Annotated in this window: 21 protein-coding genes; 11 read left to right on the top strand and 10 right to left on the bottom strand. The window is 73.1% G+C overall.

Features of this window, described 5'->3' with window-relative positions; translation table 11 throughout:
* Window positions 1-3: 3 nt before the first annotated feature.
* Complete coding sequence (gene denD, locus JJI54_RS14080; RefSeq protein ID WP_164693185.1) at window positions 4-990, bottom strand: D-erythronate dehydrogenase; 987 nt, start codon at window positions 988-990, stop codon at window positions 4-6.
* A gap of 66 nt (window positions 991-1,056) precedes the next feature.
* Here denD and JJI54_RS14075 point away from each other — a divergent pair, with 66 nt between their 5' ends.
* The 3 genes from JJI54_RS14075 (at window position 1,057) to JJI54_RS14065 (ending at window position 4,422) form a co-directional block, all read left to right on the top strand.
* Entirely contained in the window at window positions 1,057-2,226 is a 1,170-nt protein-coding gene (locus JJI54_RS14075; protein ID WP_203073640.1) for a diaminopropionate ammonia-lyase, read from the top strand.
* 81 nt (window positions 2,227-2,307) lie between these two features.
* The gene (locus tag JJI54_RS14070; protein ID WP_203073639.1) at window positions 2,308-3,285 is read left to right on the top strand and encodes a Bug family tripartite tricarboxylate transporter substrate binding protein; all 978 of its coding nucleotides are present in this window, start codon (window positions 2,308-2,310) and stop codon (window positions 3,283-3,285) included.
* Window positions 3,286-3,411: 126 nt separating this feature from the next.
* A complete protein-coding gene (locus JJI54_RS14065; protein ID WP_203073638.1) occupies window positions 3,412-4,422 on the top strand; it encodes a Bug family tripartite tricarboxylate transporter substrate binding protein in 1,011 nt (336 codons plus the stop codon).
* Between the two features lie 5 nt (window positions 4,423-4,427).
* Here JJI54_RS14065 and JJI54_RS14060 read toward each other — a convergent pair whose 3' ends face one another.
* Window positions 4,428-5,669: an ABC transporter substrate-binding protein gene (locus tag JJI54_RS14060; protein WP_203073637.1), complete on the bottom strand. Its 1,242-nt coding sequence runs from the start codon at window positions 5,667-5,669 to the stop codon at window positions 4,428-4,430.
* A 218-nt stretch (window positions 5,670-5,887) separates the two neighbouring features.
* Here JJI54_RS14060 and JJI54_RS14055 point away from each other — a divergent pair, with 218 nt between their 5' ends.
* From JJI54_RS14055 to JJI54_RS14020, 8 genes are all read left to right on the top strand, one after another.
* Window positions 5,888-6,892 carry an NAD(P)H-quinone oxidoreductase gene (locus tag JJI54_RS14055; protein WP_203073636.1) on the top strand — a complete coding sequence of 335 codons (1,005 nt, stop codon included), beginning with the start codon at window positions 5,888-5,890 and terminating at the stop codon, window positions 6,890-6,892.
* Window positions 6,893-7,087 carry a hypothetical protein gene (locus JJI54_RS14050; protein WP_203073635.1) on the top strand — a complete coding sequence of 65 codons (195 nt, stop codon included), beginning with the start codon at window positions 6,893-6,895 and terminating at the stop codon, window positions 7,085-7,087.
* A gap of 22 nt (window positions 7,088-7,109) precedes the next feature.
* A complete protein-coding gene (locus JJI54_RS14045; protein ID WP_203073634.1) occupies window positions 7,110-8,453 on the top strand; it encodes an NAD(P)H-dependent oxidoreductase in 1,344 nt (447 codons plus the stop codon).
* Window positions 8,454-8,533: 80 nt separating this feature from the next.
* Window positions 8,534-9,397, top strand: a complete 864-nt coding sequence (locus tag JJI54_RS14040) for a DMT family transporter (protein ID WP_203073633.1) — start codon at window positions 8,534-8,536, stop codon at window positions 9,395-9,397.
* 13 nt (window positions 9,398-9,410) lie between these two features.
* Complete coding sequence (locus tag JJI54_RS14035; protein WP_203073632.1) at window positions 9,411-10,178, top strand: alpha/beta fold hydrolase; 768 nt, start codon at window positions 9,411-9,413, stop codon at window positions 10,176-10,178.
* A gap of 162 nt (window positions 10,179-10,340) precedes the next feature.
* A complete protein-coding gene (locus tag JJI54_RS14030; protein ID WP_203073631.1) occupies window positions 10,341-11,489 on the top strand; it encodes an FIST signal transduction protein in 1,149 nt (382 codons plus the stop codon).
* Window positions 11,486-12,796, top strand: a complete 1,311-nt coding sequence (locus tag JJI54_RS14025; RefSeq protein WP_203073630.1) for a PAS-domain containing protein — start codon at window positions 11,486-11,488, stop codon at window positions 12,794-12,796. The genes JJI54_RS14030 and JJI54_RS14025 overlap by 4 nt, the downstream gene beginning before the upstream one ends.
* A 46-nt stretch (window positions 12,797-12,842) precedes the next feature.
* A complete protein-coding gene (locus JJI54_RS14020; protein WP_203073629.1) occupies window positions 12,843-14,033 on the top strand; it encodes an FAD-binding domain-containing protein in 1,191 nt (396 codons plus the stop codon).
* On the opposite strand, the gene JJI54_RS14015 is transcribed toward JJI54_RS14020, so the two are convergent.
* The 8 genes from JJI54_RS14015 to JJI54_RS13980 all read right to left on the bottom strand — a co-directional run bounded on the left by JJI54_RS14015 (window position 14,009) and on the right by JJI54_RS13980 (window position 21,524).
* Window positions 14,009-15,004, bottom strand: a complete 996-nt coding sequence (locus JJI54_RS14015) for an ABC transporter substrate-binding protein (protein WP_203073628.1) — start codon at window positions 15,002-15,004, stop codon at window positions 14,009-14,011. The genes JJI54_RS14020 and JJI54_RS14015 overlap by 25 nt on opposite strands.
* 95 nt (window positions 15,005-15,099) lie before the next feature.
* Window positions 15,100-15,732, bottom strand: a complete 633-nt coding sequence (locus tag JJI54_RS14010; RefSeq protein WP_203073944.1) for a DNA-3-methyladenine glycosylase family protein — start codon at window positions 15,730-15,732, stop codon at window positions 15,100-15,102.
* 83 nt (window positions 15,733-15,815) lie between these two features.
* Window positions 15,816-17,084 carry a TRAP transporter large permease gene (locus tag JJI54_RS14005; protein WP_226381757.1) on the bottom strand — a complete coding sequence of 423 codons (1,269 nt, stop codon included), beginning with the start codon at window positions 17,082-17,084 and terminating at the stop codon, window positions 15,816-15,818.
* Between the two features lie 5 nt (window positions 17,085-17,089).
* Complete coding sequence (locus JJI54_RS14000) at window positions 17,090-17,686, bottom strand: TRAP transporter small permease (RefSeq protein WP_226381756.1); 597 nt, start codon at window positions 17,684-17,686, stop codon at window positions 17,090-17,092.
* 74 nt (window positions 17,687-17,760) lie between these two features.
* Window positions 17,761-18,750 (bottom strand): DctP family TRAP transporter solute-binding subunit, encoded by a 990-nt coding sequence (locus JJI54_RS13995; RefSeq protein ID WP_203073626.1) that lies wholly within the window; start codon window positions 18,748-18,750, stop codon window positions 17,761-17,763.
* A gap of 125 nt (window positions 18,751-18,875) precedes the next feature.
* Window positions 18,876-19,508, bottom strand: coding sequence for a YjbE family putative metal transport protein (locus JJI54_RS13990; protein WP_203073625.1), 633 nt, complete (start codon window positions 19,506-19,508; stop codon window positions 18,876-18,878).
* 280 nt (window positions 19,509-19,788) lie between these two features.
* On the bottom strand, window positions 19,789-20,520 hold the full coding sequence (locus tag JJI54_RS13985) for an aspartate/glutamate racemase family protein (RefSeq protein ID WP_203073624.1): 732 nt from the start codon (window positions 20,518-20,520) through the stop codon (window positions 19,789-19,791).
* A 5-nt stretch (window positions 20,521-20,525) separates the two neighbouring features.
* A complete protein-coding gene (locus tag JJI54_RS13980) occupies window positions 20,526-21,524 on the bottom strand; it encodes a TauD/TfdA family dioxygenase (protein ID WP_203073623.1) in 999 nt (332 codons plus the stop codon).
* Window positions 21,525-21,548 lie beyond the last annotated feature (24 nt).

Here is a 21,548-nt window from a genome sequence, read left to right as displayed (position 1 = left end):
GGGTCAGGCCATGCCCCGGTCGCGCCGCGTGGCGTCGAGGTCATCCGCGATGAAGGCGCGGACCAGCTCCTCCAGCGTCTCCGAGACGACGAAGCCGAGGCCGGGGGCGCGGGTTGCGGCGAAGGCGGCGGGCCAGCCGGCGACGATCGCCTCCACCTCCGCATCCGGCACGCGCTTCGCCAGGGCCCGGGCCTCCGGCCCCGCGACGGCGGCGAGGGCATCCAGCATCTCCGCGATGCTGGCGGAGATGCCGGGCGGGTTGATGCCGCGGTCGCGGCCGAGCGGCGCCGTGTCCATCGCCGCGGCATGGGCCAGCCAGTCCACCGCGCGGCGGGGGGAGCAGACCCAGACCTTGAAGTCGTCCGGCACCGGGTACTGCGCGGGCAGGCCGAGCAGGGGTTCGCGCAGCACGGCGGAGACGAAGGAGCTGGCGGCGCGGTTGGGGCGGCCGGGGCGGACCATGACGGTCGGCAGGCGGATGGAGACGACGTCGAGGAAGCCGCGGCGGGTGGCATCGGCCAGCAGCAGCTCCCCGATCGCCTTCTGCGCGCCGTAGCTGTTGGTGGGAAGCTGGCGCCCCTCATCCGGCACCATCGCATCCTGCCCGCCATCGAAGGAGGCGACGGAGGAGGTGAAGACGATTCGCGGGGGCGCGGGCAGGGCGCGGCAGGCCTCGATCAGCGCCTGGGTGCCGGTGATGTTGACCCGGATGCCGAGGTCGTAATCGGCCTCCGCCGCCGCGCTGACCACGGCGGCCAGGTGGATGATGGTGGTGGTGCCGGGGGGGATCGCGGCCTTCAGCGTCGCCACATCGGCGACGTCACCGGCCAGGCAGCGCACGGGGAAGGGGGCATCCAGCGGCGCGGGCTGGTTCAGGTCGAACAGCGTGAGGCCGGTGATGGGCTTGCCCCCGATGGCGCCATCGGCGGCGAAGCGGGCCGCCAGCTTGCGCCCGAGGAACCCCCCGCCACCCAGGATCGTGACCTGCATCGTCGCCCCCGCATCGAATCCGGGCGCCACGTTGCCGCCCCGGCGCCGCCGCGCCAAGGTGGGGGCATGATCCCCGACCGCCCCTACCGCCTGCTTCTCAACCGCCGGCACGGCACGCCGGGCGTCGTCGTGCTGCCGGATGGCGGCTTCCGCCGCGCGAAGGCGGAGATCACCGCCTGGGACGGCTATGCGGTGACGCCGCTGCTGGCGCTGGAGGATGTGGCGAAGGCGGCGCGGGTCGCGGCCGTGCACTGGAAGGATGAGGGGCCGCGCTTCGGGCTCGGCAGCTTCAAGGCGCTGGGGGGCGCCTATGCGGTGCTGCGGCTGCTGGTGACGGAGCTGGCGCGCCGGGGCGTCGCGAATGCGGCCAGCTCCGCCGATCTGGCGGCGGGGACTCACCGGGAGGCCACGCACGCCATCACGGTGACCTGCGCGACCGATGGCAACCACGGCCGGTCCGTCGCCTGGGGTGCGCAGCGCTTCGGCTGCCGCTGCGTGATCTTCGTGCACGAAACCGTCAGCCAGGGCCGCCGCGACGCCATCGCGAAATACGGCGCGGAGATCCGGGTGGTGCCGGGGACCTATGACGATGCCGTGCGCGCCGCCGCCCATACGGCGGAGCGGGAGAACTGGTTCGTCGTCTCCGACACCTCCTACGAAGGCTATACGGAGGTGCCGCGCGACGTGATGCAGGGCTACCGCGTCATGGCCGATGAGGCGGCGGAGCAGCTGGAGGGGAAGGCGCCGACGCATGTCTTCATCCAGGGCGGCGTCGGCGGCGTGGCGGCGGCGGTCGCGATCCAGATGCGGGCGCGCTTCGGCGCCGGCCCCCGGGTGATCGTGGCGGAGCCCGAGAAGGCCGCCTGCCTGCTGGCGAGCGCCGAGGCGGGGGAGGCGGTTTCCGTCCCCGGGGAGCTCGACACGCTGATGGCGGGGCTGGCCTGCGGGGAGCCGAGCCTGCTGGCCTGGCAGGAGCTGGAGCGCGGGACCTACGCCTTCACGGCGGTGCCGGATGCCAGCGCGGTGGATTGCATGCGGCTGCTGGCCCGCCGCAAGCCGCCGGTGGTGGCCGGGGAGAGCGCGGTGGCGGGCCTCGCGGCGCTGCTGCTGGCGGCGGCCGATCCGATGTCCCGCGGGCTGCTGGGCCTGGACGGCCAGAGCCGGGTGCTGCTGTTCGGGACGGAGGGGGCGACGGACCCGGACCTCTACGAGAGCTTGACCAAGCCGGACGATTGACCGGGAAGGTCCGGGACGGCAGAGGCACGGAACCCCCGCGGTGCTGACGCGCTGGCGGGTCCTGTCCTGGAGAACCGTCCCATGCTTCGACGCCACCTTCTGGGCGCCGGCGCGGTCGCGCTCGCTGCCCCCCTCGCTGCCCCCGCCTTCGCCCAGGGTGCCTGGCCGAACCAGCCCATCCGCCTGGTGGTGCCCTTCGCCGCCGGCGGGCCGACCGACATTCCCGCCCGGCTGTTCGCGGAGGAGATCGGCAAGGCGCTGCCGCAGCGCGTGATCGTGGAGAACCGGACGGGCGCCGGGGTCGTCGTCGGCACCGACATGGCCGCGAAGGCGCCGAAGGACGGGCATACGCTGCTCTACACGACGGTCGCCCATGCCTCGCTGCGGCCGTTGTTCCCGCGCCTGCCCTTCGACCCGCAGGCGGACCTCGTGCCAGTGGCGCTGGTCGGCGTGATTCCGATGGTGATCACCGTCGGCAAGGACTTCCCGGCGCGGACCCTGCAGGAACTGCAGGCGCGGCTGCGGGCGGAGCGCAACGGGCTGGACTACGCCTCCTCCGGCAATGGCGGCGCGCTGCACCTGGCGACGGAGCTGATGCTGCGCCAGATGGGCGTGCGCGGGAACCACATCCCCTATCGCGGCACGGCGGCCGCCATGCCGGACGTACTGAACGGCACCATCCCCATCATCGTCGATGTCGCGACCTCCGCCGTGCCCTATGTGCAGCGGGGCGAGACGCGGGGCCTGGCGGTGATGGACAGCCGCCGCCTGCCGCAGCTGCCGGACGTGCCGACGACGGCCGAGGCCGGGTTCCCGGGTCTCGAGGCCTATACCTGGCACATGGTCATGGCGCCGTCCGGCACGCCGGAGCCGGTCATCACGGCGGTGAACCAGGCCTTCAACCGCGTGGCGGCCGATGCCTCCGTCCAGCGGCGCCTGTCGGACCTGGCGATGCGCCTGGTCAGCGACAGCACCCCGGCCAGCGCCGCGGACTGGCTGCGGCGGGAGACGGTGAAGTGGGAAGGCCTGATCCGGGAGGCCAATGTCCGCGTGGATTGACCCGGCGCGGCCCTGCCGGTGTCCCGGATGGCGGGACATCGGCGGTTGCCGCGGGCGAGGAGTCTCCCCATCATCAGTCCGTCCAGGACTGAAACGGCCGCCACAAGGCCAAGGGAGACTTCGTCGATGACGCATCCGACCATTCGCCGCCGCAGCGTGCTCGCCCTCGGGGCCGGCGCGCTGGCAGCGCCCATGCTCGGCTCCGCCGCCCATGCGCAGGGCAGCGCCGCGGGGGCCTGGCCGACCCAGCCCATCCGCATGATCGTGCCCTTCGCCGCCGGTGGCCCCACCGACGTGCCGGCGCGCCTGCTGGCGGAGGAGATGTCGAAGCTGCTGCCGCAGCGCGTGGTGGTGGAGAACCGCACGGGATCAGGCGTCGTCGTCGGGACCGACGCGGTCGCGAAGGGGCCGCAGGACGGGCACACCGTCCTCTACACCACCGTCGCCCATGCGGTGACGCGGGCGATGTTCCCGCGCCTGCCCTTCGACCCGATCGCCGATTTCACGCCGGTGTCGCTGGTGGGGCAGGTGCCGGTGATCCTGCTGGTGCACAACAGCTTCCCCGCCACCAACCTGCGCGAGTTCATCGAGGTGATCCGCGCCAATCCGGGGCGCTACGACTACGCCTCCTCCGGCAATGGCGGCGCGGTGCACCTGGCGACGGAGCTGTTCATGCATGCGGCCGGCGGGCTGCGCGTGAACCATGTGCCCTTCCGCGGATCCTCCGCCGCCATGCCGGACGTGCTGTCGGGCCGCATCCCGATGATCTTCGACATCGCGGCCTCCGCGCTGCCCTATGCGCGGTCGGGGGAGCTGCGGGCGCTCGGCATCAGCACCCGCCAGCGCTCGCCGCTCGCGCCCAATATCCCGACCATGATCGAGCAGGGGGTGGCGGGCTACGAGGCCTATACCTGGCACATGGTGATGGTGCGCAGCGGCACGCCGCAGCCGGTGGTGGATGCGCTGGCGCGCGCGGTGGCGCAGGCGGTGGCGCTGCCGGCGGTGCAGGCGAAGCTGACGGAGCTGGCGATGCAGCTGGTGCCGGAAAGCACGCCCGCTTCGGCCGCCGCCTATCTGCGGAGCGAGATGGCGGTGTGGGAGCCGCTGGTGCGGGCGGCGAACATCACCGCGAACTGAGGGCGCTACCCCCCGAGCCGCGGCAGGGCATCCGCCACCGCCGCGGCTGCGGGGCCGATGGCGACCTGGCGCAGGCCGCCGGCGGGTGCCGCCTGCCACTGGCACAGCACGGGGGCGGCGCGCAGGTTCTGGCCGCGATCGTCGAAGCGCACGCCCCAGCCGGCGGGCGTCGTGCCCTCCGCCAGGTCGGTCGCCTGCACGGCGGCGCGGATGCGGTCGCGCTCCGTCGATCCGGCGCGGTGCAGCGCATCGAGCACGACGCGCGCCCCGGCAAAGGCGGCCAGGCCGTGGCCGGAGCGCGGTTCCGCGCCGTAGCGGCGCAGGTAGAGGTCGGGGAAGGCGCGGGCGCCGGGGGCGATCCGCTCATTCACCTCGAAGGGCGTCCAGTCCGCGCTCATCGTGCCCAGCATGTCGTCGCCGATGCTGCGCGCGCTTTCCGTCAGTCCGTAGCCGCCGGCGGCGCCGATCACCATTCGGGGGCGCCAGCCGGCATCACGGAGCGCACGGAACAGGGAGACCTCGTCCCCCGGCGCGCCGCAATGCAGGACCACCTGCGCCTCCTGCCCCCGCAGGCGGGCCACCACGGCCGTCAGGTCCGCGGGGCGGGGGGCATAGGCGATGCGTTCCACCAGCGTCAGCGACCGCACGCGGATCAGCGCTTCCTGCGCCGCGCCGACGCTCTGCCCGCCGGCCGCTTCCTCATGCAGGATCGCGATCCGGAGCGCATCGGGCGCGACGCCGAGCGAGGGCGCGACGATGCCGCTGACGGCATCGATCGCGGTCGCGGCGAAATCGGCGGCGCGGGGAGAGAGGCGGAAGGTCCAGCGAAAGCCGCGCTCCATCACCGCATCGGCCAGGGCACCGAGCTCGAAATACGGAATGCCGGCGAGTTCGGCGACCTGGCTGGCCGGCAACGCGATGGGGGTGGCGAAGCTGCCGAGGAAGGCGGCCACGCGCTCATTCCCCTGGGCCAGGCGGCGTGCCTCGGCGGCGGCGGCGGCATCGTCCGGTGCATCGGCGCGCACCAGCCGCACCGGACGGCCGAACACGCCGCCGGCGGCGTTGCGCTCCTCCACCGCGAGTTCGACGCCGCGGAAGCACTCGTCGCCGAGCAGGCCGGAGGGCCCGGAGAGCGGGAAGATGGCGCCGAGGCGGAGGTCCTGCGCCGGCGCCTGGGCGTGGCCGGTTCGGGCCACCCATGCCGCACCGGCCAGCCCGACGAAGGCCCGGCGGCCGATACGCTGCATGCTGTTCACGCCCCCGAGGCCACGACCCGCAGGTTCCCATGGGCCGCCGCGGGCGCGCAAGCCCGGGCCTGCGCCAGGATCGTTCTTTCGTCCCAATTCACGGGACGATGCGCGGCCGGGTGTGATGGAGCCGGGCCTTGACGCTGCGCCTCGCCGCATGGTCCCTCCTGCTGCCCAAGACGGGGGCATGATGCCCTGCGATGACGAAGGAGCCGTGCATGCCGGAGCTGCCCGCGGAGATGCTGCTGATCGACCATGGGGCAGGCGGCGGGCCGGAGGTTCTGGTGCCCGCGCGCGGGCCCGTGCCGGCACCGCGGGCGGATGAGGTGCTGATCCGCACCATGGCCATCGGCGTGAACCGGCCGGACGTCGCGCAGCGCAGCGGCAGCTATCCGCCGCCGCCGGGCGCGAGCCCGGTGATCGGCCTGGAATGCGCGGGAGAGGTGGTGGCCGTGGGCGCCGCCGTCACGCGCTGGAAGGCGGGCGACCGGGTCTGCGCGCTGACCAATGGCGGCGCCTATGCCGAATACGCGGCGGCGCCGGAAGCGCAGACCCTGCCCTGGCCGGCGGGCTATGACGCGCTGCGCGCGGCGGCGCTGCCGGAGACCTACTTCACCGTCTGGGCCAACCTGTTCGGCCATGGGCGGCTGCAGGCGGGGGAGAGCGTGCTGGTCCATGGCGGCACCAGCGGTATCGGCGTCACCGCGATCCAGCTGGCCAAGGCCTTCGGCGCGACGGTCTTCGCCACGGCGGGCAGCCCGGCGAAGGTGGCGGCGTGCCGGGAGATCGGCGCCGACCACGCCATCGACTACCGCAGCGAGGATTTCTTCGAGGCGGTGAAGGCGCAGACCGGCGGCAAGGGCGTGGATGTCGTGCTGGATATGGTCGGCGCGCCCTATTTCGCGAAGAACATCCGCTGCCTGAAGCTGGATGGGCGGCTGGTGATGATCGCCTTCCTCAACGGGCATGTCGCGGACAGCGTCGATCTGCGCCCCATCATGGTGAAGCGCCTGACCGTGACGGGCAGCACGATGCGGCCGCGCACGACGGCGGAGAAGGGCCGGATCGCGCAGGCGCTGGAGGCGAAGGTCTGGCCGCTGCTGGAAGCCGGCAAGGCCGGCCCGCGCATCCACGCGACCTTCCCGCTGGAGCGTGCGGCGGAAGCGCATGCGCTGATGGAAAGCAGCGCGCATGTCGGCAAGATCATGCTGACGGTCGGCTGAATGCACTGGGTGCCGATGGTGCTGGGCGTGGCGATCCTGGCGCTGAGTGCCGCGCTGCGCGGGCGGACGGCGCGCGGCGCGGCGCAGGGGCTGGCGGTGCTGCTGGTGGCGACGGGCGTCATCATGGCCTTCCGCCGCCCGGGCAGCCCCATCCACCTGCCGGGATGGGGGCCGCGGCAATGGACCCAGCCGTGACGACGAAGGGCCGGAGCGCGCCATGAACCTGCATCGCCTGCTGCTGAAGCGCGCGGCCGAAGGGCGGCCCGTGCGGGTCGCCGTGATCGGCGCCGGCAAGTTCGGATCGATGTTCCTGCACCAGGCGCCGCGCACGCCGGGGCTGCATGTGCTGGGCATCGCCGACCTGTCGGTCCCCCGCGCGCGGGCCGCGCTGGCGCGCATCGGCTGGGGCGCGGAGGCTTCCGCCGCGCCGGATGCCGCGACCGCGGCGCGCACGGGCGCCACCTGGCTGACCGAGGACAGCCTGGCGCTGATCGCCGCGCCCGAGGTCGAGGTGGTGGTGGAGGCCACGGGCGACCCCGCCGCCGGGCTGCGCCACGCCCGGCACGCCATCCGCCACGGCAAGCATGTGGTGATGGTGAACGTCGAGGCCGATGTGCTGGCCGGGCCGGTGCTGGCGCGGGAAGCGGCGGCGGCGGGCGTGGTCTATTCCATGGCCTATGGCGACCAGCCCGCGCTGGTGGCGGAGATGGTGGATACGATCCGCGCCGGCGGCTTTTCCATCGTCGCGGCGGGCAAGGGCACGAAGTACCTGCCGCACTACCATGCCTCCACGCCGGAGACGGTGTGGGACTTCTACGGGCTGAGCGCGGAGCAGGCCGAGGCGGGGGGCATGAACCCGCGCATGTTCAACAGCTTCCTCGATGGCACCAAGTCGGGGATCGAGATGGCGGCCATCGCCAATGCCACGGGGCTGGCGCCGCCGGAGGATGGCCTCGCCTTCCCGCCCTGCGGCACTGGCGAATTGCCGTCGCTGCTGCGGCCGCACAATGAGGGGGGCATCCTGCCGCGCAAGGGCATGGTGGAGGTCATCTCCTCCCTGACCCGCGAGGGGCAGGAGATTCCCGACAACCTCCGCTGGGGCGTCTATGTGGTGTTCGAGGGGGAGACGGAGTACGCGCGGCGCTGCTTCGCGGAATACGGCGTCGCGACCGATCCCTCCGGCCGCTATGCGGCGCTGTGGCGGCCCTATCACTTCATCGGGCTCGAACTCGGCGTCTCCGTCGCCTCCGCCGCGCTGCGCCGCGAACCGACGGGCTGTTCGGAGACCTGGTCGGCGGATTGCGTCGCGGTGGCGAAGCGCGCGCTGAAGCGGGGCGAGGTGCTGGACGGGGAAGGGGGCGCGACCGTCTGGGGCAAGTGCATCCCGGCCGCGCGGTCCCAGGCGCTGGGCGCCGTGCCGATCGGGCTGGCGCATGGCGTCGCGCTGGCGCGCGACGTGGCGGCGGGTGCGCTGGTGACGGAAGCCGACCTGATGCCGCGCGCGGCGGGCGGGCCGGCGGCGGAAGCGCTGGCGATGCGCGCCGCCCTGGCATCCGGTTGAGCCCGCCGGCCATGGGTGCGGCGCTTCCGCGCGCGGCGGGCTATCCGCAACGCGCGTCGCACGTCTAGGCTGCCGCCCCAATGCCCATGGCCTCCGCCTTCCGGCTGCTCTTCGCGGCCGTCATCCTGTTCGGTGGCGCCTGGCCGATCACCAAGGCCGCGCTGGCGGACGCGTCGCCGCTGTGGTTCGGCACCGGGCGCTCGGCGCTCGCGGCGCTGGGGGCCGCGATCCTGCTGGCCTGCCTCGGGCGGCTGCGCCTGCCGCGGGCGGAGGACCGGCTGACGGTCGCCTTCCTCGGCATCTTCCAGCTCGGTGCCTTCTTCGCGCTGACGCATCTGGCGGTGGCGCTGGTGCCGGCGGGGCGGACCGCGGTGCTGTCCAATGTCGTGACCTACTGGCTCATCCCGCTCTCCGTGCTGGTGCTGGGGGAGAAGGTGTCCGCGCAGCGCTGGGCGGCGGCGGGGCTCGGCCTGGCGGGGGCGGGGGTGCTGATCGGGCCCTGGGCGGTGGACTGGTCGTCGCATGACGCGCTGGTCGGCCACCTGATGCTGGTGCTGGCCGGGCTGCTCTGGACCATCGCCATCATCGCCAGCCGGAAATGGCCGCCGAAGACCCCGATGTTCGAATTGCTGCCCTGGTGCTTCGGCATCGGCGCGCTGCTGCTGGCGCCGCTGGCGCAGATCATGGAACCCGATGGCGGCGTCGGCCTCTCCTCCTGGCCCTACCTGCTCTACATCGGCTTCTTCGCCGCGCCGATCGGCACCTGGTGCGTGATCGAGGCCGGGCGGAAGCTGCCGGGCGCGGTCGCCTCCGTCGGCTTCCTGATGGTGCCGGCCTTCGGCGTCACCATCTCCGCGCTCTGGCTCGGGGAGCCGATCGGCTGGGACGTGATCCTGGGCGGCATCCTGATCGTCGCCTCCGTCGTGCTGGCGGCACTGGGTTGAGGGAGGTGCCGCGATGCGGCTGAACGTCATCGCGGCGGGGGAGGGCCCGCCGGTGGTGCTGCTGCACGGGCTGCTGGGCGCGGCGCAGAATTTCGGCGCGATCCAGAAGGCGATCGCGGCCCGGGGGCACCGGGTGCTGGCGCTGGACCTGCGCAACCACGGGCAATCCCCGCATGCCGCGGGCATGGGCTACGCCGCCATGGCCGCCGATGTGGCGGAGACGCTGGAGGCCGAGGGCGCCTGGCCCGCTGCCGTGATCGGCCATTCCATGGGCGGCAAGGTGGCGATGGCGCTGGCGCTGGCGCGGCCGGAGGGGGTGGCGCGGCTGCTGGTGGCGGATATCGCGCCGGTCACCTACCCCACGCCCGTCTTCACCCGCTACATCGCCGCCATGCGGGCGATCCCGCTGCGCGATGGCCTGGCGCGGCGCGATGCCGATGCCGCGCTGCTGGAGGCGGTGCCGGAAGCGCCGCTGCGCGCCTTCCTGCTGCAGAACCTGGTCTTCGCCGAATCCCCGCCGCGCTGGCGGATCGGGCTGGAGGAGATCGCGGCGGGGATGGGGGAGATTGGCGGCTGGCCCGACCTGGCCGGGCGCTATGCGGGGCCGGTGCTGGTGCTGTCCGGCGATGCCTCCGCCTATGTGAAGCCGGCGCATCACCCGGCGATCCTGGCGCTGTTCCCGGCGGCGCGCTTCGCGACCATCGCGGCCGGGCACTGGCTGCATGCGGAGAATCCGCGCGCCTTCCTGGCGGCGGTGGAGGGGTTCCTGGCCCCCGCCTGACCCCCGGCGCCGACAGTTCGTGACAAACCCCGACTCGCTTCCCCGGGCCCTTCCGTCCATGCCGCGGTAACGGCCAGGAAGGCTGCGGCTGCGTAATGTGCCGGTCTTGGCATGGCGGACCGGGGACATGCCCCGGGGGACGTGCCGGAAGGGGTCGATGGAATGCGTGCGCTCACCCTGCGATGGTCGCCGACGGAGGGATGGCGCGGGCTGGTCCCGGCACCGGCGGGGCGCGCCTGCCTCGTCCTCTACGTCGCGTGGCGGGAGGCGCTGGAGAGCGGGGCGCGGCACCGCGAATTGCAGGCCGCCTTCCCCGGCGCGATCGTCGCGGGGTGCAGCACCGGCGGGCAGATCGACGATGCCGATGTGGTGGATGCGGGCGTCCAGGCGCTGAAGCTGGAATTCGACACGACGCGGCTGCGCCTGGCGACGGAGCGCGTGGCCGGCGAGGGCGCATCCCGCGCCTGCGGCCGGCGCCTGGGCGCGGCGCTGGCGGCGCCGGACCTGGCGGGCGTGCTGCTGATCGCGGAGGGGCTGGCGGTGAATGCCGGCGACCTGGTCGCGGGGCTTCAGGAGGCGGTGGGCGCCGCCGTGCCCATCGTGGGCGGGCTGGCCGGGGATGGCCCGCATTTCCGCCGCACGCTGGTGGGGGCGGGGGCGGAGATGCCGATGCCCGGCCTGGTCGCCGCGATCGGCTTCGCGGGGCCCGATATCCGCTTCGGGCATGGCTGCGCCTCCGGCTGGGACGCCTTCGGGCCGCTGCGGTCCATCACCGCCTCCGAGGGGCGGGTGCTGCGGGAGCTGGATGGGGAACCGGCGCTCGACCTCTATGAACGCTACCTGGGGCCGGAAGCGGCCGGCCTGCCGGGGACGGGGCTGCTCTACCCGCTGCGGATCTGGGATGCGGAGGAGCCGCGGCACGACGTGCTGCGCACCCTGCTGGCGGTGGACCGGGAGTCGCGGAGCCTGATCTTCGCCGCCGACCTGCCGGTCGGATGGCGGGCGCAGCTCATGCGGGGGCGGTTCGGCGGCCTGGCCGATGGCGCCGCGGCGGCGGCGGGCCGCGCGAAGGGCGGGCAGGGCCTGGCCGGCGACGGCGCGGCCTTCATCGTCAGCTGCGTCGGCCGCCGGCTGATGATGGGCCAGCGGGTGGAGGAGGAGGTGCTGGCCGCGCGGGAATGCCTGCCGCCCGCCATGCGGGTGCTCGGCTTCTACTCCTACGGGGAGATCGCGCCGCACCCCGTCAGCGGCCGCAGCGAATTGCACAACCAGACCATGACGGTGCTGACCCTGGCGGAGGCGACGCCATGAGGGATTCGACCATGGCCGCCGAACGGCTGTTCCGCCGGCAGCTGGCGCGCGCCACCCGTGGCGATGGCAGCATCGACCTCGACCAGCTGCAGCAGCTGGTGGTGGCCTGGTACGAGGATTCGGCCCGGGACCGGGAGCGGACGGACCGCGCGATCTCGCTGATGGCGGAGGAGCTGGAGGGCGCGAACCGGCGGCTGGAGGGGCTCGTGGAGAATTTGCGGGTGCAGAACCTGCGGTTCGAGGCCGCGCTCGACAACATGCTGCAGGGCCTCTGCCTCTATGACCGGCAGGACCGGCTGGTGGTGGTGAACCGTCGCTACCACGACATCCTGGGCCTGCCGCCCGGCACGCTGGTGCCCGGCATCTCCCACGCCGAACAGCTGGCGACCGAACAGGCGGCCGGGCTGCACCCGGGCGCGGACCTGCAGAAGCTGCTGGCGGCGCGGATCGCGCGGGTGGATGGCCAGGCCGGGCCGGCGCGGGAGGAGATCTTCACCGAGGACCGGCGGCGCCTGGACGTGGCGGCGCAGCGCCTGCCGAGCGGGGGCTGCGTGGTCACCGTGATGGACGTGACGGCGGAGCGGGCGGCCGAGGCGCGCGCCGCGGCGGCGGGGCGGCTGACCTCGCTCGGCGAGATGGCGGCGGGGCTGGCGCATGAGCTGAAGCAGCCCCTGACCGCCATCGCGCTGGCGGCGGCCAATGCGCGGCGCGCGGCGGAGCGGGGCGACACCGCGGCCGCGCTGGTGCGGCTGGGCCGCATCGCGGACCAGGCGGCGCGGGGTGGCGTGCTGATCGACCATCTGCGCCGCTTCGCGCGCGGTGGCGAAAGCGCGGATGCGGATGCCACGGCCGATGTGCCGGCCGCGGTGGAGGGCGCGCTGACGCTGATGGGCGGCGCGCTGCGGGAGGCGAGCATCGAGCTGGCCCTGCACCTGGCGCCCGGCCTGCCGCCGGTGCGGGGCGACGGCATGGCGCTGGAACAGGTGCTGCTGAACCTGCTGGCCAATGCGCGCGACGCGCTGGCCAGCAGCCGGGGAGGGCCCGGCGGCCGCATCGGCATCACCGCCTGCCAGGCCGTGGAAGGCCAGGTGGTGATGGAGGTGACGGATGATGCGGGCGGCATCCCGTCCTCCGTCATGGCGCGGCTGTTCCAGCCCTTCGTCACCACCAAGGGGCCGGATCGCGGCACGGGTCTCGGCCTGTCCATCTGCCACGGGCTCGTCACCTCCATGGGCGGGACGATCGAGGCGGAGAACGGCGCGGCGGGGGCGATCTTCCGCATCACGCTGGAACCGGCGCCGGGCTGACGGGTGGCGGCTTGCCGCGCGGGGCTTCGGCCCAAGATGGCGCGGCATGACTGAACCCTTCCCGGCCGACCGCGCGGCGGCCCTGCAGCGCCTGCGCGATTTCACCCCCCGCATGGGGCGCCACTACGCGGAGGGCCGCAACACCGACCCCGGGCCCGGGCAGCGGCGCGATGTCTCCTGGCTTTCCCCCGCCATCCGCCACCGCCTGGTGACGGAGGCGGAGGTGGCGGGCGCGGCGGTGGCCGCCCATGGTCCGCGGGGTGCGGAGAAATTCATCCAGGAGGTGTTCTGGCGCAGCTACTGGAAGGGTTTTCTCGAGCTGCGGCCGGGGATGTGGAGGGCCTACCAGGCGGCGCGCGACGCGGATCGCGCGGCGATCCGGGGCAACGCGCTGGCGCGGGCGGAAGGCGGCGCGACGGGCATCGCGTGCTTCGATGCCTGGGTGGCGGAGCTGCGGGAGGCGGGGTGGCTGCACAACCACGCCCGCATGTGGTTCGCCAGCATCTGGATCTTCACGCTGAGGCTGCCCTGGACGCTGGGCGCCGACTTCATGCTGCGGCACCTGCGGGACGGGGACGCGGCTTCCAACACGCTGTCCTGGCGCTGGGTGGCGGGCATCCAGACGCCGGGCAAGCACTATGTGGCGCGGGCCTCGAACATCGCCCGCTACACGGAGGGGCGCTTCGACCCGGCGGGGGAGCTGGAGGAGGATCCGGCCCCGGTCGAGGCCCCGCCGCCGCCGCGCCCGGGCGCGCTGCCCGGCGCGGACCGGCTGCCGGAGGGCCCCTTCGCGCTGCTGCTGCATGAGGACGACCTGCACCCCGAAAGCCTGCTGCCGGCGGGCGCGCGCGTCGCCGCCATCGCGGGCGTCGCGGTGCCGGAGGCGCGGTCGCCGCTCGGATGCTCTTCGCTGGTGGCGCAGGGCGTGGAGGCTGCGCTGGCGGATGGGCTGGCCCGCGCCGCCGCCCGCTGGGGGATGCCGGCGGCGCGCATCGCGGTCACGGACCTGCCGGCCTGGGCGGCCGGCCATGGGCTGCCGGTGGTCACGCCCTGGGCCCCGGTCGGCTGGACGGCGGACAGGCTGGCCGGCAGTGGCGTGGCGATGCGCCGCCTGCGGCGGGACTGGGACGAGGCCTGCTGGCCGCGCGCGACCAAGGGCTTCTTCCCGTTCCGCGAAAGCATCCCGACGCTGCTGGGCCGACTGCTGCCCGATCAGCCCAGCGCCTCGGCCAGGTAGCGGCGATCCACGTAGCGTTCGGGGTCCGACAGCGGCCGGCCCTGCGGGCCATAGGCGGCGCGAAGCGACAGCGCGGTGGCGATGCCCGGCATGTCCAGCGCCGCGCGGCGGGGGAAGCCCGTCACGGGGTGCAGCATGGCGTCGTAGGAGGCCTCCGCCAGGGCGGGCGTCACCTCCGGCAGGTTGCGGCCCATGATCGCCACGGCCTCCGCCCGGTTCGGGGCCGCGTAGAGCCAGCCGAGGGCGTCGAGATAGGCGCGGAGGAAGGCGACGAGGCGGGGGCGCTCCGCGGCCGCGCGGTCGCGCTTCAGCGCGAAGGTCAGGCCCTGGTAGGCGCCCAGCGCCTCGCTGGGGTCGGCCAGGATGGTGAAGCCGCGTTGCGCCGCGACCGCATCCAGCGGCACGGTCAGCAGCGTGCCCGCCTGGCGGCCGGCGAAGAGGGCTTCCAGGCGCTGCGTCGTGCCGCCGACGCGCACCAGGCGGGCCTCGCCCTCCGCCAGGCCGCCGCGTTCCAGCAGGCGGCGCAGCACGAAGGCGAAGCCGGTGGTCAGCGCATCGACGGAAAGGTCCCGGCCGCGCAGGTCGGCGAAGCTGCGCACATCGGGCGCGGTGACCAGGCGCAGGAAGCCGTTGTTGATGCCGGCCACGGCGACGATGTCCGGCGGGTTGGCCGCGGCGCCGGGGGCCTCTCCCTGGCCCTCGACATAGGCGATGACGTTGTCGATCGCGGTGCTGGCGATGTCCGCCGTGCCGTTCATCAGCGCGGTGAACTGGGCGCTTGAACTCGGCGTCGGCGTCACGGCCAGTGCCACGCCGTGGTGCTGGAAGAAGCCCTTCTCCTGCGCCACCCAGATCGGCCAGTTGCTGCCGGAGGGGAAGACGCTGAGGCGGAGCGGCGCCTGGGCGCGGGCGATGGCGGGCGAGAGGAGCGGCAGGATCAGCGCCGCGCGGCGCCGGAGCGTGATGGCCATGGATGCGTTCCCCCTTGTTGCCCGCCATCTCGCGATGGCGGCTTCGGGGTGTCAACGCCGATATTCGAAGAAGGGCGGGGTTTCGAAGAAGGGCGCTATTGCGGCTTGAAGGTGCTGGCCTTGGCGGCATCCGCGGCGCGCCACAAATACCAGGCGGCGATGCTGCGGAAGGGCGACCAGGCTTCGCCGATGGCGGCGAGTTCCTTGGGCTTCGGCTGCGCGTCGAGGCGGGCGGCGACCTTCCAGCCCTCCCGCACGCCGAAATCGTCGATCGGCAGGATGTCGCGCCGGCCGAGGGTGAAGATCAGCAGCATCTCCACCGTCCAGCGGCCCACCCCCCTGATCTGCACCAGGCGCTCGATCAGCCTGTCGTCCGGCAGGCGCGCGGCGGCGGCGCGGGTGGGGACCAGGCCGGCGACCGATTTCTCCGCGATGTCGCGGATGGCGGCGACCTTGGCGCCGGAGAAGCCGCAGCCGCGCAGCGCCTCCACCGGCGCTTCCAGCACCTGCGTCGCGGGCGGGAAATCCTGGCCGGGGAAGAGGGCGACGAAGCGGCCGAGGATCGCCTCCGCCGCCTTCCCATGCACCTGCTGGTGGGCGATGGCGCGGACCAGCGCCTCATAGGGTTCGCGGCTCACGGGCCGCAGCGTGCAGGGGCCGATCTGGCGGATCACGCGCTTCAGCACGGGATCGCGGCGCAGATGCGCCAGCGCGGCGGGCCCCGCCATCAGCCGCGCGGGCCGGTCCGCCCCGCGCTTCGGCGCCAGGGACGGCAGGTCCCCGGCGCCGCCCGCGGTGGCGGGATCCTCCGTCACCGGAACACCAAATGCGGCAGGGACAGCGTGATCCAGGGCACGTAGGTGATGACCATCAGGCAGGCGAAGATGACGCCGATGAAGATGGGCAGATAGCGCATCATCTGGTCGACGCTGGTGTTCGCCACCTGTGCCGCGGCGAAGAGGTTCACGCCGAAGGGCGGCGTGATCATGCCCATGGCCAGGTTCACCACCATGATCGTGCCGAAATGCACGCCATCGATGCCGAAGCGCTCCGCCGCTTCCTGCAGGATGGGCGCGAGGACGATGATGGAGGCCGAGGTCTCCACGAACATGCCGACGATGAAGAGGAAGATGTTGACGCCGAGCAGGTAGAGGCCCGGGCCGTTGAAGGTCTCCACCAGCCAGGCCGCGGCCAGGTCCGGCACGCCCTGGCGGTTCAGCAGCCAGGAGAAGAGCGCGGCGCAGGCGATGATGAACATGATCACCGCGCTGCTGATCACCGACTTGCGGAAGATGGGATAGAGGTCCCGCCAGCCGAGTTCGCGGTGCAGGAACATGCCGACGATGATGGCATAGACGACGGCGATGACGGAGGCCTCGGTCGGCGTGGTGATGCCGCCATAGATGCCGCCCAGGATGACCACGGGCATCAGGAGCGCGAAGCCGGCCTGGCGCGTGGCGGTGAGGAAGGGGAGGCGGCCATCGCCATCGTTCTTCCCCCAGCCCTTGATGCGGCACCACACCAGCACGGTGGCGATCAGCGCGGCCCCGATCAGGAAGCCCGGACCGAAGCCCGCGATGAACAGCTCCGGGATGCTGGTCTGCGTCGTGACGCCGTAGAGGATCATCGGGATGGAGGGCGGGATGATGACGCCGAGCTCCGCCGCCGTCGCCTGCAGCGCGGCCGCGAAGGCCACGGGGTAGCCCGCGCGGACCAGCGCCGGGATCATGATGGCGCCGATGGCGAAGGTGGTGGCGACCGAGGAACCGCTGATGGCGGCGAAGATCATGCAGGTGACGACGCAGGTGGCCGGCAGGCCGCCCTGGATGCCGCCCACGATCGACTTCGCGAAATCCACCAGCCGCCGGCTGATGCCGCCGACATCCATGAGGTTGCCGGCCAGGATGAAGAAGGGGATGGCGGCCAGCGGGAACTTGTCCAGCGCCACGAAGAGCTGCTGCGCGGCGACGATCAGCGGGAAGCTGGTATAGCCCTGGATGCCGACGATGGCGGCAAGGCCGATCGCGATGGCGACGGGGATGCTGGCGGCGAAGAGCACCAGCATCACGGTGAGCATCATGCCACTCATACCGCGCTCTCCAGTTCCTCGCTGCGGCGATCCAGGAAATGCGCCAGCGCGCCGACCGTGGCGAAGACCGCGCCCAGCGGGATGGCGGCGTAGCCCCAGGACATCGAGACCTCGAGCCCCGCCATTTCCTGGAACTGCACGCGCTGCGCCATGGTCCAGCCGAACCAGAACATCACCCCCATGAAGGAGAGCGAGCAGGCCAGCGAGGCCGCTTCGATCGAGCGCCGCAGCGCGCCGCGGGAATAGCGGTGCGCGACATCGATGGAGACGAGGGCACCGGCGCGCAGCGCGACGGCCAGGCCGAGATAGGCCATCCAGATCAGCGCGGTGCGGACCAGCGCTTCGGACCAGACGGCCGGGGTTTCGGTCGCGAAGCGGGCGACCACCTGCCAGAGCCCCGCCGCGACCGCGATGGTGAGGGCGAGGCAGGCGATGATGGAGGCAAGGCCGGTGCTCAGGCGGTCGAGGCGGAGGATGGCCCCGCGCATGGCGGCGCGGGGGCCGTCACCCTCCCGCACCCAGATCGCCAGCGCCACGGCGAGGAGGGTGAGCACCCCCGTCACCTGCAGCGGCAGCGTGTTCATCGCATTCATGCCTGCCTACCCCCTCAAGCAGCAGGGGCGCGGGGTGGTCCCCGCGCCCCCTCAGTCCATCCGGCCTTTGCCGGTCAGTTCGCGCGCCATTCGCGGATGCGGCGCAGCAGCGCGCTGTCCAGCTGCTGCTCGATCTGCGAGGCACCGGGCGCCAGCGCCTGCTGGAAGGCGGCGCTGTCCACCTGCGTCACGACGGTCATGCCGCGGCGGCGCAGCTCCTCCACGCCCGCGGCCTCATCGGCCGAGTTCTTGGCGCGGTTGGCGGCGGCGCCGGCGCGGGCGGCCTCGTTGAAGGCCGCGCGGTCGGCGGCGTTCATGCGGTTCACCAGGCCCGGATTGCAGATCAGGACGGCCGGGGAATAGACGTGGCCGGTCAGCGTCAGGAAGCGCTGCACCTGGTTCAGGTTGTTGGCCAGGATCACCGCGATCGGGTTCTCCTGCCCATCGACCGTGCCCTGCTGCAGGGCGGGGACGAGTTCGGAGAAGGCCATCGGCGTCGGCAGCGCGCCCAGCTGCGTGAAGGCGCGCATATGCACCTGGTTCTCCATCGTGCGGACCTTGAGGCCGCGGATGTCGGCCGGGGCATTCACCTCCCGCCGCGAATTCGTCAGGTGGCGGAAGCCGTTCTCCATCCAGACGACGCCGACCAGGCCGCGCGCGGTGAAGCGCGCCAGCATCTGCTGGCCGATCTCCCCATCCAGCACGCCGCGGGCATGGGCGTAGTCGCGGAACAGGAAGGGCACGTCGAAGTTGCGGACTTCAGGCACGAAGTTGCCGACCGGGCCGGTGGAGGTGAGGGAGCATTCGATCGTGCCGATCTGCACGCTCTCGATCGCCTCGCGCTCATTGTCGTTGCGCTGGATGTTGACGCGGTAGCGCCCGCCCGTGGCGCGTTCCAGCGCTTCCTTGAAGGCGGTGGCGCCGGCGCCGTAGTGGCTGGCCAGCGGCAGCGGGTGCTGGACGGTGATGGTGGTCTGGGCCTGGGCCTGTCCGGCCGCGAAGGGGGCGAAGGACAGGGGGGCGGCGAGCGCGGCGGCGAACGCCACGCGGCGGGTCAGGTTCATGCAGGCGTCTCCCCAAGGGCGGGGCGGCCTTCGCGGCAGCCCCATGCGGCCCCCGTATAGGAGAGGTGCCGCCGGCGCATCAATCCCGCGCCGCGGCGCGGGACGAGGCTACCGGCGGGTTGGTTTCAGTGCGGATGCGGAGCCGGGATGGGCAGGCCGAGGGACAGCGCCACATTGGCGGCCTGCAGCCCCTCCCACAGCAGTTCCACGCCGATATAGGCGATCAGCGCCAGGCCGATATAGGCGATGATCTTGTAGCGATCGAGCAGCTTGGCCAGCGCGCCGCCGAGCACGCCCATCAGCACGATGGAGATCAGCAGGCCGATCACCAGCATGGGCAGGTTGTTGCGGGCGATGGCGGCGACGGCGAGGACGTTGTCGAGGCTCATCGACACGTCGGCGACGATGATCTGCCACAGGGCCTGGCCGAGGGTCTTCTCCTTGACCTCGTGGCCTTCCTCGCCCTCGCCTTCCTCCTTGCCGCGCAGCTCCTTCCAGAAGCCCCAGGCGATGTAGAGCAGCGCGAGGCCGCCCACGATCTCGATCCACCAGAGGCCGAGGAGGTAGGTGGCGAAGACCGAGAAGACGATGCGCAGCACGGCGGCGGCGACGATGCCGAACAGCACCGCCTTGTTGCGCAAGGCCGGCGGCAGGCCCGCGGCGGCCAGGCCGATGACCACGGCATTGTCGCCGGAGAGGATGATGTTGAGCCACAGGATCTGCAGGAACTGCGCGCCCTGCCCGAGCAGATAGTCCATTCCGAATCTCCAGGGGCGGCGCAACAGGCGGCCGCTTCCCCCCTGTGGCAAGGCTACAAGCTGAGGCTGGGAAGCCGAAGTTTCCGTGTCATGTCATCGGCGACAGATGAAACATGGCATCTTGTTCAGCCCGCGCCGGGCCATGCCGCATCGCGGCGCCCGGTGGGCACCGGCGCGGCTTGCAGTTCAGGCGGATCACGCTGGCCCTGGCTGACCTTCGTGTAATCCCCTGCATTGCCGGCGGCCCATGCGCCGGCAAGGCGGGTTCATGCGGCGCCGTTCAGCCGCCGCGCAGCAGCGCATCCAGCGCCGTGGAAAGGCCCGTGCTGGCGCGGCCCACCGGTGGGGCATAGCTGCCGCCAAGGGGCTTCGGCAGGCCGAGTCCGACCAGGCCCTCCAGCAGCTTCACGGCGCAGGCGATGCCGTCCAGCAGGGGCACGGGGCAGTCTTCCTGGAGCTTCCGGTCCATGCCGGCCAGCGCGGCGCCGGCCAGCACGATGGCGTCGCAGCGTTCCGCCATGGCGCGCGCCTCCGCCAGCACCAGCGCGGCCACGCCATCGGGATCCCGCAGCGCATCGAGCGGCGTGGCGGCCACGCCGCGCACCAGGGCGCAGCGGGCGGCCAGGCCGTGGCGCGCCACCAGATCCTCATAGGCCGCGACCTGGCCGAGGGTCAGGATGCCGAAGCGCCCGCCGACCATGCAGGCCGTCAGGCAGCCCGCCTCCGTCATGCCCATCACCGGGCAGGGCATGAGCTGGCGCGCGGCCTCCAGCGCCGTGTCGTGGCTGACGGCGAGCACCACGGCCTCCACCCGCCCCGCATGCTCCGCCAGCATGGAGAGCAGGGCGTGGGAGGCGATGGCGTTCTCCACCCGCGTCGAGATCACGGCGGGGCCGAAGGTCGGCGTGCCCGCGATGATCACGGTGGTGGGCGCGGCGGCCTGGCGCGCGACGGCGGCGCAGGCATCCGTGATGGCGGCGGTGGTGTTGGCGTTGGCAATCAGGATGCGCATCGGCCCTATCCCCCGACCATGCCGGTATCGCCCGCGGGCGGCGCGCTGCCCAGCGCGACCAGCCCCTCCGGCAGCGCGCGGGACGTCTCGCTCAGCAGCAGCAGGCGGAGCGCGAGCCGCGTGACGCCGGGCGGCGCATCGGGCTCCGCCGGTGCCAGGGCCTCCGCATTGCGCTTCCAGACCTGGAGGGGGTTGAACAGCAGCACGTCCCCCGGCCGGACATCGAGGCGGAGCGCCAGGCCGGGTTCCGCGCAGAGCGTGTCGAGGAGGTCCAGCGCCTCCATCTGCGCGGCGGTCAGGCGCGGGGTTTCCGGGATGGCCTGCGCGGCTTCGATCGCATCCCGGGCGTAGCGGCCGACGAAGGCGCCGGAGGCGGTGCTGAAGACCGGCAGGTCCACCACGCCGCCGGCCGGGGCGGCATGGGGCAGCGGGCGGTAGAGCGCCTCCAGCGCCGGGCGCGCGCGCTTCATCATCTCGTTGTGCACGGTGGCCGCGGCGACGAGCATGACGGGATCGACCTCCGGCGGCTGGCGCAGGATGAGCATCGCGACGATGTCCGCCGCATCGGCGTGGAAGCGCCAGCGCAGCGCGCCGCCGGAGGGGCTGGAGACGCGCTGCACCGCGGCGGCCTGCCCACCCGCGCCGACGGGACGGCCGAGATGGGCGCCGAGCGCCAGCAGCAGGGGCTCCGCCATCGCCTCCCCCAGCCGGTCGAGCGGCAGGCCGCGCAGCAGGGCGAGGCCCCGGCCGGTATCGAGCCGGGCGGCCGCGTTGCGCAGCACCGCGCCGAATTTCGGCAGCGGCGCCTCCGCGGCCACTTGCGGGGCGCGGCCGCCGAGCGCCGTCAGCGCGGCCTCCAGCTCCGCCGCATCCTCCGCGCCGACCGGGATCATCCAGTCGGAGGCGCGGAGATCGGCGGCGCGCCAGGCGGCGGGGCCGGCCTGGGGGATCAGCCTCGGGCGGCCAGGGGTGGGGGGGGTGGTGGCGGGGGATGTCGCACTCATCGGGCGCAGCCTACAGCATGCCGC

It is taken from the genome of Falsiroseomonas ponticola (assembly GCF_016805305.1).
Lineage (GTDB): Bacteria > Pseudomonadota > Alphaproteobacteria > Acetobacterales > Acetobacteraceae > Falsiroseomonas > Falsiroseomonas ponticola.
This window is presented reverse-complemented; position numbering and strand designations above follow the sequence as displayed.

Coding starts and splice junctions, on each gene's coding strand:
- JJI54_RS14035 (WP_203073632.1), top strand. CDS start 9,411: ATGCGGCTGAACGTCATCGCGGCGGGGGAGGGCCCGCCGGTGGTGCTG.
- denD (WP_164693185.1), bottom strand. CDS start 990: ATGCAGGTCACGATCCTGGGTGGCGGGGGGTTCCTCGGGCGCAAGCTG.
- JJI54_RS14015 (WP_203073628.1), bottom strand. CDS start 15,004: ATGGCCATCACGCTCCGGCGCCGCGCGGCGCTGATCCTGCCGCTCCTC.
- JJI54_RS14020 (WP_203073629.1), top strand. CDS start 12,843: ATGACTGAACCCTTCCCGGCCGACCGCGCGGCGGCCCTGCAGCGCCTG.
- JJI54_RS14010 (WP_203073944.1), bottom strand. CDS start 15,732: ATGGCGGGGCCCGCCGCGCTGGCGCATCTGCGCCGCGATCCCGTGCTG.
- JJI54_RS14045 (WP_203073634.1), top strand. CDS start 7,110: ATGAACCTGCATCGCCTGCTGCTGAAGCGCGCGGCCGAAGGGCGGCCC.
- JJI54_RS14050 (WP_203073635.1), top strand. CDS start 6,893: ATGCACTGGGTGCCGATGGTGCTGGGCGTGGCGATCCTGGCGCTGAGT.
- JJI54_RS14060 (WP_203073637.1), bottom strand. CDS start 5,669: ATGCAGCGTATCGGCCGCCGGGCCTTCGTCGGGCTGGCCGGTGCGGCA.
- JJI54_RS14065 (WP_203073638.1), top strand. CDS start 3,412: ATGACGCATCCGACCATTCGCCGCCGCAGCGTGCTCGCCCTCGGGGCC.
- JJI54_RS13990 (WP_203073625.1), bottom strand. CDS start 19,508: ATGGACTATCTGCTCGGGCAGGGCGCGCAGTTCCTGCAGATCCTGTGG.
- JJI54_RS13985 (WP_203073624.1), bottom strand. CDS start 20,520: ATGCGCATCCTGATTGCCAACGCCAACACCACCGCCGCCATCACGGAT.
- JJI54_RS14055 (WP_203073636.1), top strand. CDS start 5,888: ATGCCGGAGCTGCCCGCGGAGATGCTGCTGATCGACCATGGGGCAGGC.
- JJI54_RS14005 (WP_226381757.1), bottom strand. CDS start 17,084: ATGATGCTCACCGTGATGCTGGTGCTCTTCGCCGCCAGCATCCCCGTC.
- JJI54_RS14000 (WP_226381756.1), bottom strand. CDS start 17,686: ATGAATGCGATGAACACGCTGCCGCTGCAGGTGACGGGGGTGCTCACC.
- JJI54_RS14040 (WP_203073633.1), top strand. CDS start 8,534: ATGCCCATGGCCTCCGCCTTCCGGCTGCTCTTCGCGGCCGTCATCCTG.
- JJI54_RS14070 (WP_203073639.1), top strand. CDS start 2,308: ATGCTTCGACGCCACCTTCTGGGCGCCGGCGCGGTCGCGCTCGCTGCC.
- JJI54_RS14025 (WP_203073630.1), top strand. CDS start 11,486: ATGAGGGATTCGACCATGGCCGCCGAACGGCTGTTCCGCCGGCAGCTG.
- JJI54_RS14075 (WP_203073640.1), top strand. CDS start 1,057: ATGATCCCCGACCGCCCCTACCGCCTGCTTCTCAACCGCCGGCACGGC.
- JJI54_RS13995 (WP_203073626.1), bottom strand. CDS start 18,750: ATGAACCTGACCCGCCGCGTGGCGTTCGCCGCCGCGCTCGCCGCCCCC.
- JJI54_RS13980 (WP_203073623.1), bottom strand. CDS start 21,524: ATGAGTGCGACATCCCCCGCCACCACCCCCCCCACCCCTGGCCGCCCG.
- JJI54_RS14030 (WP_203073631.1), top strand. CDS start 10,341: ATGCGTGCGCTCACCCTGCGATGGTCGCCGACGGAGGGATGGCGCGGG.